The sequence below is a fragment of the Qipengyuania sp. JB2-7 genome, from assembly GCF_055693485.1.
Map to the genome: position 1 here is coordinate 2,316,191 of NZ_CM146335.1, position 13,836 is coordinate 2,330,026.

Here is a 13,836-nt window from a genome sequence, read left to right on the forward strand (position 1 = left end):
ACTTAAGTTGCATAGAGAAACTGAAATGAGCACACGCGAAACGTCTGACAAAGCTGATCCGACCATTGAAAGCCGTGATCAGCTGGTCGCGCCGATGCAAGCCGGCGAAAAGCGCAGAGAAGACTGGCGCATCGGCACCGAGCATGAAAAGCTCGTCTACTGCACCAAGAGCTTCAAGGCGCCGTCTTATGACGAAAAATGCGGTATTTGCGACCTCCTGTTGGCGCTCACCGAGTTTGGGTGGGAGCCAGTCGAGGAAGACGGTCATGTCATCGCGATGCGTAGCGAGGATATGGGCACAGTTAGTCTTGAGCCCGCCGGTCAACTCGAATTGTCTGGCGCACCGCTCGAGAACCTGCATCAAACCTGCAATGAGACCGTACCGTCACCTTGAGCAGGTGAAGGCGATCGGAGAGCGTTGCGGTGTTGGCTTCCTTGGCCTCGGCATGTGGCCTGACAAAACACGCGAAGAACTGCCTGTGATGCCCAAAGGGCGTTACAAGATCATGATGCGACATATGCCCAAAGTCGGCAATCTCGGCCTCGACATGATGCTGCGAACCTGCACCATTCAGGTCAATCTCGACTATTCATCTGAGGCTGACATGGCGCAGAAATTTCGCGTCGGTTTAGCCTTGCAACCACTTGCCACTGCGCTTTTTGCGAACTCTCCCTTTACTGAGGGCAAACCCAACGGGTATCTCTCCTATCGCAGCCATATATGGTCTGACACGGACCCGCACCGCACCGGCATGCTGCCCTTCGTTTTTGAGGACGGCTTCGGGTATGAGCGCTGGATCGATTACATGCTGGATGTGCCGATGTATTTCGTGTTCCGCGATGGCAAGTATATCGACGCGGCGGGGCAGAGTTTCCGCGATTTCCTGAATGGTGAACTGCCCGCATTACCCGGCGAGAAACCGCGTGAGAGCGACTGGTGGGATCATTTAAGCACCGCATTCCCTGAGGTGCGGCTCAAGAGTTTCCTTGAAATGCGCGGTGCCGATGGCGGCCCGTGGAGCCGGATCTGCGCGCTGCCCGCGTTTTGGGTGGGTTTGATGTACGATCAGGGCGCGCTCGACGCCGCGTGGGATTTGGTCAAAGGTTGGAGCATGGAAGAGCGCGAGGCGCTTCGTAATGCCGTGCCTAAGTTGGCTCTTGACGCTCCTCTACCAGGTGGCGGCGTTCTGCGCGATGTTGCTGGAGAGGTGCTGAGCATTGCAAGGTCAGGGCTCGCAGCGCGTGGCCGCTTGGGGCAGGCTGGCGATAATGAAACGGGCTTTCTCGAAACGCTCGACGAAATCGTATCAAGCGGCAAGGTCCCTGCGCAGCGTCTACTCGATCTGTATTATGGAGAGTGGGCAGGCGATATCACGCGGGCCTACGAGCATAGCTTCTAGTGCTCAAAACCGCTGTTATTCCGCTGGCTGTCTAGCCTGAGTATGGCGCGGTTGCCGTTGTCCTCTAAGCAAGCGCTCCAGCTTGGCGAACCGCGATGTGAAAACTCCATGCTCGTTCATCCAAGCATGATAATCGCGATACTTTGCATCCTCAGCGAGCAAATGCGCTTCTTCGGTTTTGGCGCGCCACAGGTAGATTGCGTTGACGCAAATGAGGCAAAACACATTGCGGACCGCATCAGCAGCCGAATTCGACGTGACCAGGAATGGCATCACAGAAAACCACCAGAACAGGTTCTTAGAAAGATAGGCTGGGTGCCGCGTAAATCGATATGGGCCGTGAGTGATCACCCCTCGGTATGTCAGGTTCGAAAAGCGGATGCCAAACACAACGGTTGCTGAGGCATAGACTGCGGTGAGGAACACCAACCATGCCGCCCAGCCCCACAGCAACACATCATTGCCGCTCAGCCAATAGGCCCAATCCTTGGTGTTATTCTCGTAGTTGAGAACAAGCCCGTTGCCGATGATGCCCCAAACGAAGGGTGGGTAGCAAATGAGGGCCGCTAGCCATCCGCCCAAAAACGGATTGCCGCTGCGGATATGGGCATCAAGCGGTACGCGCAGTCAGAATATATCCAACCGTGCCGATCTGGACGTCGATGACGAACAGCAATTCGATCAGCAGTACACCCAAAGTGACAGGGTTGCTCAGGATCGTTTGCATGTCAGCGTTCACGACATAGGCAAAACCGCCGGGAATAATCGAAAGCATAAAGGCAGTGAAAAAGCCTTTGATGATCCAGGCACGCCAATGCTTTTTCACCTCGCTAGCATGCCAGCCATCGCGATTGATCAGCATCGCACCGAAGTGCCAACTGTGATCGCGCGGCTCGATCATCACGCGGTCGAGCCACAGGACATAGGGCACAGACAGCACGACAATAGGCCCAATCGCCCAACCGATCAGAGTCAGGGCGAACTCGTAGTTGCCGCTCCAATACCAGCGGCAAACCGCATAAAGCAGCCCGATGATCAGCCACGTCACCCACAGGCCAAGTATCTTTGTTGCCGAGGTTTCGTAGTCGGGTGCTCGTTGTCCGCGTAGCGACCAATTCAGTCCAGTTGAGGGACGCAAATGCACCTTGTCGACAAACACTGACCACAGCACCATCGGACCAGCCGATGCGGCCAAGGCCAGAACAGCTGCTCGCGCACCAGAAAGCGGCTCATGTGGCCCCTCCAGCCCTATTGCGGAGGCAATCTCCGGCCAGCTGCGACAAAACGCTATCCACGCAAATAGGCCAGCAAGTCCCACCAGTCCAACGAAAGGTGAAACGTCACTGCGCGGTACCGCTCATCCGGAATAGGCTGTGATTGCGCTACATCCATATGCGCGCCCCATACCCGGATATTGGTTAATTGTCCGGCAATTTTCGCGTTTTCGGCCTAGCGGAAGGCGGTGATGCGTCCGCTATCGTCCAGCACATACAACGTGTTGTTCGCCACAACGGGCGCGAGCGAGACTGGCTGCTTCAGATCGACAAAGCTACTCGCAGACCCTTCACCAGTGCTTACGCGCCACATGTCACCTTCGGAATTGGCAAGCCAAAGCGAGTTGCCAGCCAGCACCGGCCCAACCCAAAAAATCTCGCCTTTGCGGTCTTCCTCATCGCGGTACCGCGGCAATTGCGTGAGCCAGCGAACTTTGCCGGTTGATCGGGCAATTGCCAGCAAACGCGCGTCGTCAGTCAGCGTGAATATCCACTCACCAGCAATGGCCGGGGTAGAAATACCCGCAAGATTTAGCTCCCAAATGCGCTGACCAGTCACCAACTCATAGGCTGCCATCCGGCCACCTTGACCAAGCGCATATACCCGGCCAGCATCAACAATCGGATCAGCATCAATATCTGTCAGCGAACCCACAGAAGTCGATATGCTGGTGCGGGCCAAAGCATCGGCCCACAGCGTGCGGTACGTTCTCGTACCGGTATGCCGCGAGTTCGCCCGAACTGTATCCGGCGATTACAGTCCCTTGGCCGACCGCCGGTGCCGCAACACCAAACACACCAGCCTGTGTCGATGAACCAGATTCCTGCCACTGTTGCGCGCCATCGACCGCGTCGAGCGCAATGATCTGGTTATCCTGAGTCATCACGAAGACCGATCCAAACGCGATGGTCGGCGATCCACGCAATGGCCCAGCTGGGTTCACCTTCCAGATTTCTGCGCCAGTAGCCGCCTCCAGAGCGCGAACTTCGCCCGCGCCGTTAGTCGCGTAAACCCTAGCCGCCATCAAAGCTGGCCCCGCCACCAAAAGTCGACGGACGCATATCGCTTTCAACGTCAGCCCTTACTGACCAGACTTTTGAACCGCTCTGGGCGTCAAAGGCGTGGATTGTGCCCTCGCTGTCAACCACGAACAGCTTGCCATCGCCAATCACCGGCGATGCGCCCAAGCGAATACGGTTCGTTGACCCTGCGATGGTGGCCGACCAAGCTCGCGTTGGCGCATCGCCAATCGCCAAGTGGCCATAAGCTTTGCTTGCTGTGCCGCCCGCCTGCGCCCATTCTTCATTAGTCTGCGCCGGCGGCAAGACCACGCTGACACTGGCTAGTGATGGGTCAACTTGCGCACCGGTCTCAATACGCGAGAGGATGGGTTCACGGTTACCGATGGTCGGCGTTTCTTTCTCGCCATCTCCACCGCCAAACAATCCGCCTGCGCACGCGCCAAGGCTGGCAATCAATGCGCCGCCGAGGACTGCTTTCGCTAGCGAGGTCTTAAACTGGGTATGTTTAGAGCCGGTCATTAAGGTCATCTCTCAGGTTATTTTCTCTGCGCCGATATTGATCGGGGCGCTATTGGGCTGCAGCTTGCGCATCTGTCTCGACGCTATCAACATCGACGCCCTGCTCTTCCAGCAGTTCATCGACGCTCTCAATCGCATCAACGCCCAGCAGACTTGCCATCTGGCGAGCACGCGATTTGAGGCTTTCGGGAGTCTGATCGTCTTTTGCAATTTGTGCGAACAGCGCGCCAGCCTCATCATTATTGCCCTGGTCGAGATGCGCCATAGCCACAAGTTCACCGGCGCTGCCAAAGAACGGATTTCCCGGCGCGGCCAGCGGTTTGAGTTTGGCGATCACGTCTGCGGGGCTCATTGTGTCATAAGACGCAGCGACCTCGCGGATCCGCGCCAGATCGCGTAGTTCCGCTGGGGCGCTCTGATCCTCAGCAAGTGCCGCGAAAATCGTCGCTGCTTCTTCACTGCGGCCCTCTTGTGATGCTATCGCGCCACGCAGCATTTGCGCATTGGCAGAAGCGCCATCCTTGCCTTCGCCAGCAAGCGTTTCCAGCTGATCGAAGCCAGTCTGCAAATTACCCGCCTCAACCTGATCGATCGCGCCGACTAGAATTTCGCTGTCGGCCTCGCGCGCGGCATCCTGTTGGTTCTGCCAGAACAAAAACCCGCCAAAAGCAGCAAGCGCAAGCACGACGACGCCTACGGTCTGCTTGCCATAGTTTTTTGCAAAACTTTCCAGATCGCCCTGACGCACCGCATCATCTACTTCGCGCAGCAGCGCCTCTTCTTCGGCCGCCTTGCGGCGTGCAGCAGCCTCTTCTCGTTCAGACGCCGTTGTGGGTGGGGTGTTGCTGGCCACGTGCTGAAACAATCCTCTGGTAGCTCAAAACAATTCTCGAAGGCCTTTAGTCGGCACATTTGCCGAGGGCAATGGGCGGGAGCTTTTCAGATAAGGCCTGTCCCCGCCTCGGTGCTGTGATCGGTGAGTGAGCTGGGGTGAATAGAGCATGAAAGGGCAAGTGAGCGCGATTCTAGATCGTGGTGGAATCAATCGTCGACATATATAGCCGCTCGTAACTCGTGATCATCGCAGCCTCATCAAATTGCGCACGCGCTTTCTTCTGATTGGCTTTACCCAGAATCTCCCGCAATCGCTGATCGGAGGCGAGCGCGCCGAATGCAACGACCAGATCATCATTGGCGTAAAAAGGCCGAAGGAACTGTTGGTTCTGATCTGCAAGCATGACGCTGATATCACCGACATCGGGCGCGGCAACAGGCAGCCCCGCCGCCATCGCTTCAACGACTGAGATCGGGAATTGTTCGCTATCGCTAGACAACGCAAAAATATCGAACAGGCCGACCACTTTTGCGGGGTCACGAACAGCCCCCGGCAGATGCACCCGGTGATTGACCCCCAACCTGTCTGCTTCGGCGAGAATGCGCTCTCGCTCGGGCCCATCACCCAGAATTACCAATTTCCAATTGTCAGGCAATGAGGAGAAATCACGCACCAGGCTGTGGCAGGTTCTTGACTTTCCTGAGGCCCGCCAGCGTACCCACCCATTTTTCATCAGGCTGCTTTACCAGGCCGGGGATTTCGTCGTGCTTTGGCTGTTCGGCGAAGCTTTTGGTGACAATTCCGTTTGCAATGCGCTTCACACGGCCAACCGGTTGGCCCCATTCCGTCAATGCAATGCCCTCAAGTGTTTCCGATGGAACGACCAGCCGCGATGCTTTGCTCAGAGCGACCTTGCGGAACCAATTGCGTCGCCTTTTGCGCTTGACGACCTCTTGTTCGTCAAAGCCATCTTCATGATGAATTAACGGCGGCAATCTCATCCCTACGCCAAACAACGCATGGGCCATCACTGCATCCATTGCACCCCAATTGTATGTGCAAATGAGATCGTATCCATGCATCGCCCGCGCAATCTTTCGCAGGCGTCCGGGCAGTGGCTGGCCTTTGAGGGAGGGGAAATCCGGTTGCACGGTCACTTTCAGTCCGCGATTGAGACGTTCCGCTGCGCCCAATGCCTCTGGCTCAGCCGATACAATAGTGTGCTGCATCGCCGCCCCGAAGGCATTGATGAGCTGCACAGTGCGGAGCTCCTTTCCACCCGGCGCAAAGCTCGATTGAAGATGCAGAATGTGCGGCTTTTTCTGATTCATGCAATGTTTGACAGCATTGCGTCGATAGCAGCGCGGACTTCTAGTTCATCCAACGTCGGGGCATGACCGATTTGTTCGACCGTCACCGTTTTTGCATCGGGTATGCGGCGCCGCATCTCTTCGAAAGTATCTTGCGCGAACAGACCTGATAACTCGCCGCGCACCAGCACCAGTGGCTTTCCGGAAAGTGCCTCATAAGCGGGCCACAAATCGGGCGGAACAGCCGCAGCATCAGCGGCCATAATCGGCTCAGCGATCTTCATATCATAGTCGAAATTAATCCGACCATTGCTGCATAGCGACATGCTGCGCTTGGCCATGGTCAACCAGTCATCGAGCGTAAAACGCGGGAAGTTGGCTCCATGTAATTCCTGCAGGCTGCGCGCGGCATGCATCCATGTCGGGAAGCTGCGCGCCTGCCCGACATAGGATTTGATCGCATCGAGTCCTGCGGTTTCTATGACGGGGCCAATATCATTCAGCAACGCGCCCGCGATCCGCTGAGGAGCGAGGCTGGCCAACGCCATGGTCATCAGGCCGCCCATTGAGGTGCCGATTGATACGAAGCGATCAATGCCCTGATCATCCAATAGGGCGATCAGATCGCCGACATAAGTTGGCAATGCATACGTTTCGCTATTGCCCGCATATTCGCTCTTACCCCGCCCGCGCATGTCGGGTGTCAACACACGCCAGCCATGAGCGCTGAGATGATCTGCGAGATCGTCAAAATCGCGGCCATTGCGGGTGAGCCCATGCAGGCAGATAACCGGCGGTCTGGCGGGATTGGCATCGGTACCGCGTGCTGGATAATCGCGGAAATGTAAGCTCAACCCATCGGCGCTTTGCCAAGTCTTGCTGTTGAAGTGTTTTGTCATGAGAAAGAGTTGGAAATCCCGAGAAACCCGAAGAAACGCAGCACATTTTGTGGCTGCGCCTCTTGAACGCAAAAACCGTTGCGCACACTATTGCTTCATGCGCGACGAACCGCAACCCGCGACCTATCGCGCCGACACCCCGATTGCTGATTTGGCATCATGGCTGGGCGATCCTGTTGCACCTGCCGATTTTCCGGAAACCAAGCTGAGATTTCGTAACGATCGCTGGGCCGCGACGGTTGGCCTGAATGATCTAGGTGATTCGGACTGGACTCGGCATTTTGGGAGGTTTGAGGCGCTTGCCGACAATTTGGCGCAGCCACTGGCCCTGCGGTATCACGGGCATCAGTTTCGCAATTACAATCCTGAGATCGGCGACGGACGAGGTTTTCTGTTTGCCCAGCTGCGCGACAGCGACTGTCGGTTGCTCGACCTGGGCACCAAGGGATCTGGTCAGACACCTTGGAGCCGCCATGGCGATGGGCGACTGACGCTGAAGGGCGCCGTCCGCGAAGTGCTGGCGACGGAGTGGCTGGAAGCGCTTGGCGTCAGCACATCCAAGACGTTTTCGATCGTCGAAACGGGTGAGCAGTTGATGCGCGATGATGAGCCATCGCCGGCGCGCTCGGCAGTTTTGACCCGCCTTAGCCATGGGCACATCCGCATCGGCACATTCCAACGCCTGTTGGCTTTGGAAAAGCCTGACGAAATGGTGCAATTGGTCAACTATTGCCTGTCGCAGTTTCCCGGGCCAATGCCGCCCGAGGATACGACAGAGCGCGATAATCCCGCCGTCATTCTGATGCATCAGGTGGTTGAACGTCTGGCCGATCAAGCCGCGGCCATGATGGTCGCTGGCTTTGTTCATGGGGTTCTCAACACCGACAACATGAACATAACGGGCGAATGTTTTGATTACGGTCCGTGGCGGTTTCTGCCAACTTGGGCCCCAGGGTTCACTGCTGCCTATTTCGATCATGCGGGTCTCTATGCGTTTGGTCGCCAACCCGAGGCACTGCATTGGAATTGCGGCCAGTTTGCTGTGGCGCTCCGCCTAATTTGTGATGCGCCGCCATTGATTGCCGCGCTTGAACGGTTCGGGCCACTCTACATGGAGGCCGTCGGACGGCGTTGGTGCTGGCGTCTTGGGCTCAAACCACAAGGTCTGGAAAAAAACGCCCAGCTGGTCGGAACCTGCGAAGCGGCGATGCAGGACAGCAAAGTCTCCCCAGATCATTTTTTTCATACTCACCGTGAAGGTCGCGCAGCGTCAGGAGAACTAGCCCGAGCGCTGTCAGGCTATGAATTGGTGAAAATTGAGCATCCCTATTGGGAGGAGAGCACGAAGCCATTCGCCCTGCATATCGAGACTGTCGAAAATATCTGGGATGCCATTGATCGCGACGATGATTGGAGCACGCTTAATTCGACAATTGAAAACATGCGTGAAATTGGGCGAGCACATGGCGAGCCTCTCTTGCCGTTGGGCCACGAGCCAGATAGAGGATCGTTAACAGCGTAGCTATCTTTCGGAATATTCGTGTCAGACACTGAAATTGTATCGTTCGAGCCTGCAACCGGTACGGAGCTGTGGCGGGCACCAATTGATGACGTTGATGCGGCAGTGGCCAAAGCACGCGAGGCTTTTTCAAGCTGGGCGAATGAGCCACTAGCCCGCCGGATTGAGCTTATGCGTCGGTTTGCCAATGAAGTGCGTGCAGCAAACGACCAATTTGCGGAAATCATCGCCCGCGAAACTGGCAAGCCACTTTGGGAAGCGCGCACCGAAGTCGAAGCGGTCATGAATAAGGTCGAGATTTCCGTCACTGCCTATGCAGAACGGACCTCGCAAAAGAAGCTGGACAGCGCATTGCAGGGGACCGCAGCAGTCCGGCACAAACCGCATGGCGTGATGGCGGTCTTGGGGCCGTATAATTTCCCGGCGCACCTGCCCAATGGACATATCATTCCCGCGTTGATTGCTGGCAATACAATCGTATTCAAGGCCAGCGAAAAGGCGCCAGCAGTCGGCGAGTTTCTCGTGAAATGCTTCCACACCGCAGGTGTGCCAGAGGACGTAATTCAGCTGGTCGTTGGCGGACCCGATGAGGGTAAGGCGCTCGTCGAGCACGATGACATCGCCGGTGTGCTTTTCACCGGCTCGGCGCGCGCAGGCATTGCGATCAACCGCAAACTTGCGGCCAATCCGGGCAAAATTCTCGCTCTCGAAATGGGCGGTAACAATCCGCTCGTCGTGACTAGCACGCCCAAGATTGACGATGCGGCGGTCACCATCATCCAGTCAGCGTTCACGACTGCGGGACAGCGATGCACCGCTGCGCGGCGACTGGTCATTGTTGAGAGTATGTATGACGAGATCGTTGAGGCAATAACGCAATTGTCAAAGCGTCTGATCGTTGGAGAGCCGATGGCTGATCCGCAACCCTATATGGGCTGCGTAATTGATAATCCGACTGCGGATTTGCTGTGCGAAAGCTACGTCGCCCTAATGAGCCGTGGCGGTAAACCCATCACGCATATGCGGCGCCCGGATTCTGAAAAGCCGTTTCTGATGCCGTCAATCATCGACACAACGGAGATGGACGAACGCCCCGATATTGAGCTGTTCGGGCCGCTGCTGCAGATCATCAAAGTTCCTGATTTTGATGCTGCGATCGTAGAAGCGAACAATACGCGTTACGGCCTATCGGCATCTCTGATTGGTGGGAATCCCAAAGACTATCAGCGGTTCTGGAACGAAGTGCGCGCAGGCATCATTAACTGGAACCGGCTAGACCAATGGCGCGTCATCAGCCGCACCTTTCGGCGGATTGGGATTGTCGGGCAATCATCGCCCCGCAGCATTCTATGCAGCGGACTATTGCGCTTATCCGGTGGCGAGCACGGAGATGGAGCAGCCGCGCGCAACCCTGGGTATTGGGCTTCGCGACGACTGATCGCCTCTTTTCCAGGCTCTCAACAGCGCCGCGCGCGCATTTTTACTGAGCGCTGGTTACGAGATCGATTTCCGTCACGCCTGATGGCAGGCGGCGGCCATATACTACGTAAGCCGAAGAACCCTTCGTACCGCTGAGGATATTGTCACCTGCGGCGCGGACATGTTCAGCGGAATAGCCACTGCCGACCGCGCGTGTGTGATAAAATGCCAGCACATCGTTGAGTGGCACAGGCGAGCGGAAGGTTACCACACGCAAAGCGCATGCGCCTTCATCCGTGCCGGCTGCTTCTACAGTGCTCCCACGCGGATAAACCGGGAAAGTTTCGGGGAGTTTCGCGGCCCAGCTGGTCGTGTACTCCACTTTCTCGCCGCAACTCGCGCCGCCCGGTGCAATCGCAGCTTGCGCGGCCTGACGCATCCCTGCGGTCACATTGTCATTGCTCGCAAGCGCTCTCGGAGCAGGAGCGGGCTTGATCGCATCATTCCCGCCAACCAGTTCCGCGGCGCGAGCACGCGCTGCGGCAATTGCTTCTGGCGACCGGTTAATCGTCGGGAGTGAACCATCACCCGATCCAGACAACGCCGCATTCGCTTCATTACTGCCTGCAAGATCAGGGTCGGTCGCCAGGTTTTCGTTCAGGCCCTGCTGGCTTGCTGGATCCATTTCTGGATCAATATCGCCGTCGGGTGCTTCGCTGCTGCATGCCGCAAGCAGAGCAATCGGGGCTGATAAAGCTAGTACATTCAGGCGCATGGCTGACCTCATAATTCCTAATCCGAATTCTTTGTGCCAGCATTCTGCTTGATCTTCCAGCCGTAGTGAGCACTTGCATCAATCCGGGACAAGGCTCTGCCCAACAATGAAAGCGCCCTCCCCACACGAAACCGTGCGAGAAGGACGCCCCTTGCGGCCTAGTGGTACCGCTGATCAGCCGTGGGTGGGCACGACCGAACTTGTCGGATTTCGCTTAGCGACAGCGGCGGTTGCCGCGGTCAATTGAACGGCCGAGAATCGCGCCGCCAGCCGCGCCAAGAATTGCGCCAAGCGTGCGGTCTCTCGCAATTTCGCGGCCAATCAAGGCGCCAGCTGCACCGCCGATAAGGAGGCCGGTCGTGCCGTCTTTGCGTTTGCAGTAATAGCGACCGTCACGACCACGCCAGACGCGGGTGTTGCGGTATACTGGCTCATCATAGCCGTAATCGTCATCATCATAGTCGCGATAGTGGCGGTGATGACGCTTACGCTTATGCTCATAGGTCAGTTCGCCAAAGCTTGGCGTTTCAGCAAACTGGACAAACGAATTTGTGGTTGGTTGCATCGGTGCAATTTCGGCAGCGGACGCAGGCATCGCGACGGCGAAGCTTGCTGTCGCAACTGCAAGACCAGCTGATTTCATTAAATGTGTCATGGCGTTTCTCCTCCAGGCGGACGGGCATTGGGGCATCATCGGGAGACCGAAGGGCCGTTGGGGGTCTGAGGTATTTAGCTCCTCGAGCTCCCGATGTGTTAATGAATAAGCCTCTCAACCTGAACGGAATGCAACCGCGCTGTCAGATTGAAGATTTGCGATAAATTGAGCGAAATTGACCGATGAAATGAGCGCTTGCGCCAGGTATCTGGCAGGCCTAGCCCCCATTCATGACGCAATCAGGCAATTCCAGTGGTGGAAATCCAGCGATCTCTGCTTCGCCCCAAAGCGATCTCGCCTACAAGTTCGGGGTTACCACAAGCACTCGGTGCCTACGTCCTTTGGGGACTGCTGCCGCTTTACCTGATCCTGGTGGCCAGCGTCCCTCCGTTCGAATTCGTTGCCCTGCGGATTATATGGTCTGTGCCTGTGTGTCTCGTCATCATTGCGGCTCGCAATCAGTGGCCCGCCCTGAAGGTTGCGCTGAAGAACTTCGCGACCCTTCGTTGGCTTTTCCTCAGTGCGACGCTGATCGGTGCAAACTGGCTTATTTACATATGGGCGATTCAGAACGGATATATCTACGCTGGCAGTTTAGGCTATTACATCAACCCACTGTTGAACGTTGTTTTGGGCACCGTTTTGCTGGGTGAGCGCCTTTCGCGACTGCAATGGTTTGCGGTCGCGCTAGCGGCCACGGGGGTTGCACTCTTGTTGGCTGGCGCGCTCACGACCTTGTGGGTCAGCCTCAGCCTGGCGTTCACCTTCGCATTTTATGGGCTGGTGCGGAAACAGGTCGATGTGGGCGCGGTTCCCGGCCTGACGATAGAAACCATGATCCTGCTGCCATTCTCATTTGGCATCGCAGGCTATTTCGCGACGACCCAAGGGTCATCATTCACTGAAACGCCTTCGCTTAGCCTGATCATCATGGCGGGCGGGATCGTTACTGCCGCGCCGCTATTGCTGTTTGCTGTCGCGGCCAAACGCATGGACTACTCAAAACTAGGCTTCATTCAGTTCCTCGCGCCCAGCATCATCTTTATTCTGGGCCTGACTGTGTTTGAGCAGCCATTACAACCCGTGCAAGCCGCCTGTTTTGCCTGCATTTGGATCGCCGCTGCCGTTTTCGTTTACGACCTGATCAAACAGTCTCGACAAACTGCCAGTTGAGCGTTTGACCAGCGTGAAACGGTACGATCTCTGCCGCGCCGCCATCAACCTGATCCGGGACAGTCACGTGTGTTCGCTCAAGTGTGATGGTGGTTTCATTGAGCGGTAGTCCATAGAAACGTGGGCCATTTTCAGAAGCAAAGGCTTCGAAATGTTGGATCGCGCTCTCTTCCTCAAACACAGTCAGATAGCTTTCGAGCGCGAACGGCGCATTGAATATGCCCGCGCAGCCGCACGCGCTTTCCTTGTCATGCCGGTGATGCGGCGCGCTATCTGTGCCTAAGAAGAACTTGGGCGAACCTGATGTCGCGGCCTTGCGCAATGCCAGACGATGCTCCTCGCGCTTCGCCACGGGCAGACAATAATTATGCGGCTGAATGCCACCCACCAGCATCGCGTTGCGATTGATATGGAGATGCTGAGGCGTGATTGTCGCGGCTATGTTCGGGCCGGATCGCATTACGAAATCGACCGCTTGCGATGTCGTGATATGCTCGAAAATTACTTTCAGATTGGGCAGACGGGCAACCAGTGGCTCAAGGGTGCGGTCGATAAATTCCGCCTCGCGGTCAAACACATCGATATGACTTTCAGTCACTTCGCCATGGACACATAACGGCATACCAATTTCCGCCATGCGTTCGAGCACCCCGCCGATCTTGGCGACATCAGTCACACCGCTGTCGGAATTGGTCGTCGCGCCTGCTGGATAGAGTTTGGCAGCGGTGAATACGCCATCAGCAAAACCTTGTGCCAAATCATCTGCATCGGTGCTGTCAGTCAGATAGGCAACCATAAGAGGCGTAAAGTCCATGCCATGTGGCACCGCCGCAAGGATACGATCGCGGTAAGCCGCTGCCATCGCCGCTGTCGTTACCGGCGGGGTTAAATTGGGCATGACAATCGCGCGGGCAAATTGGCGCGCTGTATGCGGGACCACCGCCCGCATTGTCTCGCCATCGCGAAAATGGAGGTGCCAGTCATCGGCGCGACGGATGGTTAGCGAGTCAGGCAAAGTATCAGCTGAGGAATTCA

The 13,836-nt window shown here is 56.6% G+C and carries 9 protein-coding genes and 4 pseudogenes; 4 read left to right on the forward strand and 9 right to left on the reverse strand.

Annotated features, from left to right (window positions below; genetic code table 11):
• Positions 1-25 precede the first annotated feature (25 nt).
• A pseudogene (locus ACZ1GM_RS11630) lies at positions 26-1,400 on the forward strand (glutamate--cysteine ligase).
• 15 nt (positions 1,401-1,415) lie between these two features.
• Here ACZ1GM_RS11630 and ACZ1GM_RS11635 read toward each other — a convergent pair.
• From ACZ1GM_RS11635 to ACZ1GM_RS11660, 6 genes and pseudogenes are all read right to left on the reverse strand, one after another.
• Positions 1,416-2,721: pseudogene (locus tag ACZ1GM_RS11635) on the reverse strand (methyltransferase family protein).
• Positions 2,722-2,849: 128 nt separating this feature from the next.
• Positions 2,850-4,216: pseudogene (locus ACZ1GM_RS11640) on the reverse strand (outer membrane protein assembly factor BamB family protein).
• A gap of 49 nt (positions 4,217-4,265) precedes the next feature.
• The gene (locus tag ACZ1GM_RS11645; RefSeq protein ID WP_472676597.1) at positions 4,266-5,069 is read right to left on the reverse strand and encodes a tetratricopeptide repeat protein; all 804 of its coding nucleotides are present in this window, start codon (positions 5,067-5,069) and stop codon (positions 4,266-4,268) included.
• 172 nt (positions 5,070-5,241) lie between these two features.
• On the reverse strand, positions 5,242-5,724 hold the full coding sequence (locus tag ACZ1GM_RS11650; protein WP_472676598.1) for a glycosyltransferase: 483 nt from the start codon (positions 5,722-5,724) through the stop codon (positions 5,242-5,244).
• On the reverse strand, positions 5,717-6,382 hold the full coding sequence (locus ACZ1GM_RS11655; protein ID WP_472676599.1) for a glycosyltransferase: 666 nt from the start codon (positions 6,380-6,382) through the stop codon (positions 5,717-5,719). The genes ACZ1GM_RS11650 and ACZ1GM_RS11655 overlap by 8 nt, the downstream gene beginning before the upstream one ends.
• Positions 6,379-7,260, reverse strand: coding sequence for an alpha/beta fold hydrolase (locus ACZ1GM_RS11660; RefSeq protein ID WP_472676600.1), 882 nt, complete (start codon positions 7,258-7,260; stop codon positions 6,379-6,381). The genes ACZ1GM_RS11655 and ACZ1GM_RS11660 overlap by 4 nt, the downstream gene beginning before the upstream one ends.
• 97 nt (positions 7,261-7,357) lie before the next feature.
• On the opposite strand from ACZ1GM_RS11660, the gene ACZ1GM_RS11665 reads away from it, so the two are divergent.
• Positions 7,358-8,782: a protein adenylyltransferase SelO family protein gene (locus ACZ1GM_RS11665; RefSeq protein ID WP_472676601.1), complete on the forward strand. Its 1,425-nt coding sequence runs from the start codon at positions 7,358-7,360 to the stop codon at positions 8,780-8,782.
• 18 nt (positions 8,783-8,800) lie between these two features.
• A pseudogene (astD, locus tag ACZ1GM_RS11670) lies at positions 8,801-10,217 on the forward strand (succinylglutamate-semialdehyde dehydrogenase).
• 42 nt (positions 10,218-10,259) lie between these two features.
• On the opposite strand, the gene ACZ1GM_RS11675 reads toward astD, so the two are convergent.
• Positions 10,260-10,973, reverse strand: coding sequence for a hypothetical protein (locus ACZ1GM_RS11675; RefSeq protein WP_472676602.1), 714 nt, complete (start codon positions 10,971-10,973; stop codon positions 10,260-10,262).
• A 214-nt stretch (positions 10,974-11,187) separates the two neighbouring features.
• Positions 11,188-11,628: a glycine zipper 2TM domain-containing protein gene (locus tag ACZ1GM_RS11680; RefSeq protein WP_472676603.1), complete on the reverse strand. Its 441-nt coding sequence runs from the start codon at positions 11,626-11,628 to the stop codon at positions 11,188-11,190.
• Positions 11,629-11,880: 252 nt separating this feature from the next.
• Here ACZ1GM_RS11680 and rarD point away from each other — a divergent pair, with 252 nt between their 5' ends.
• Positions 11,881-12,801: an EamA family transporter RarD gene (gene rarD / locus ACZ1GM_RS11685; protein WP_472676604.1), complete on the forward strand. Its 921-nt coding sequence runs from the start codon at positions 11,881-11,883 to the stop codon at positions 12,799-12,801.
• Here rarD and pyrC read toward each other — a convergent pair.
• Positions 12,773-13,816, reverse strand: a complete 1,044-nt coding sequence (gene pyrC / locus ACZ1GM_RS11690) for a dihydroorotase (protein ID WP_472678560.1) — start codon at positions 13,814-13,816, stop codon at positions 12,773-12,775. The two genes, rarD and pyrC, sit on opposite strands and share 29 nt — an antisense overlap.
• Positions 13,817-13,836: the final 20 nt, after the last annotated feature.

Bases quoted from the DNA above. Each gene is read 5' to 3' on its own strand.
- ACZ1GM_RS11660 (WP_472676600.1), bottom strand. From the start codon at position 7,260: ATGACAAAACACTTCAACAGCAAGACTTGGCAAAGCGCCGATGGGTTG.
- ACZ1GM_RS11680 (WP_472676603.1), bottom strand. From the start codon at position 11,628: ATGACACATTTAATGAAATCAGCTGGTCTTGCAGTTGCGACAGCAAGC.
- ACZ1GM_RS11675 (WP_472676602.1), bottom strand. From the start codon at position 10,973: ATGCGCCTGAATGTACTAGCTTTATCAGCCCCGATTGCTCTGCTTGCG.
- ACZ1GM_RS11665 (WP_472676601.1), top strand. From the start codon at position 7,358: ATGCGCGACGAACCGCAACCCGCGACCTATCGCGCCGACACCCCGATT.
- ACZ1GM_RS11655 (WP_472676599.1), bottom strand. From the start codon at position 6,382: ATGAATCAGAAAAAGCCGCACATTCTGCATCTTCAATCGAGCTTTGCG.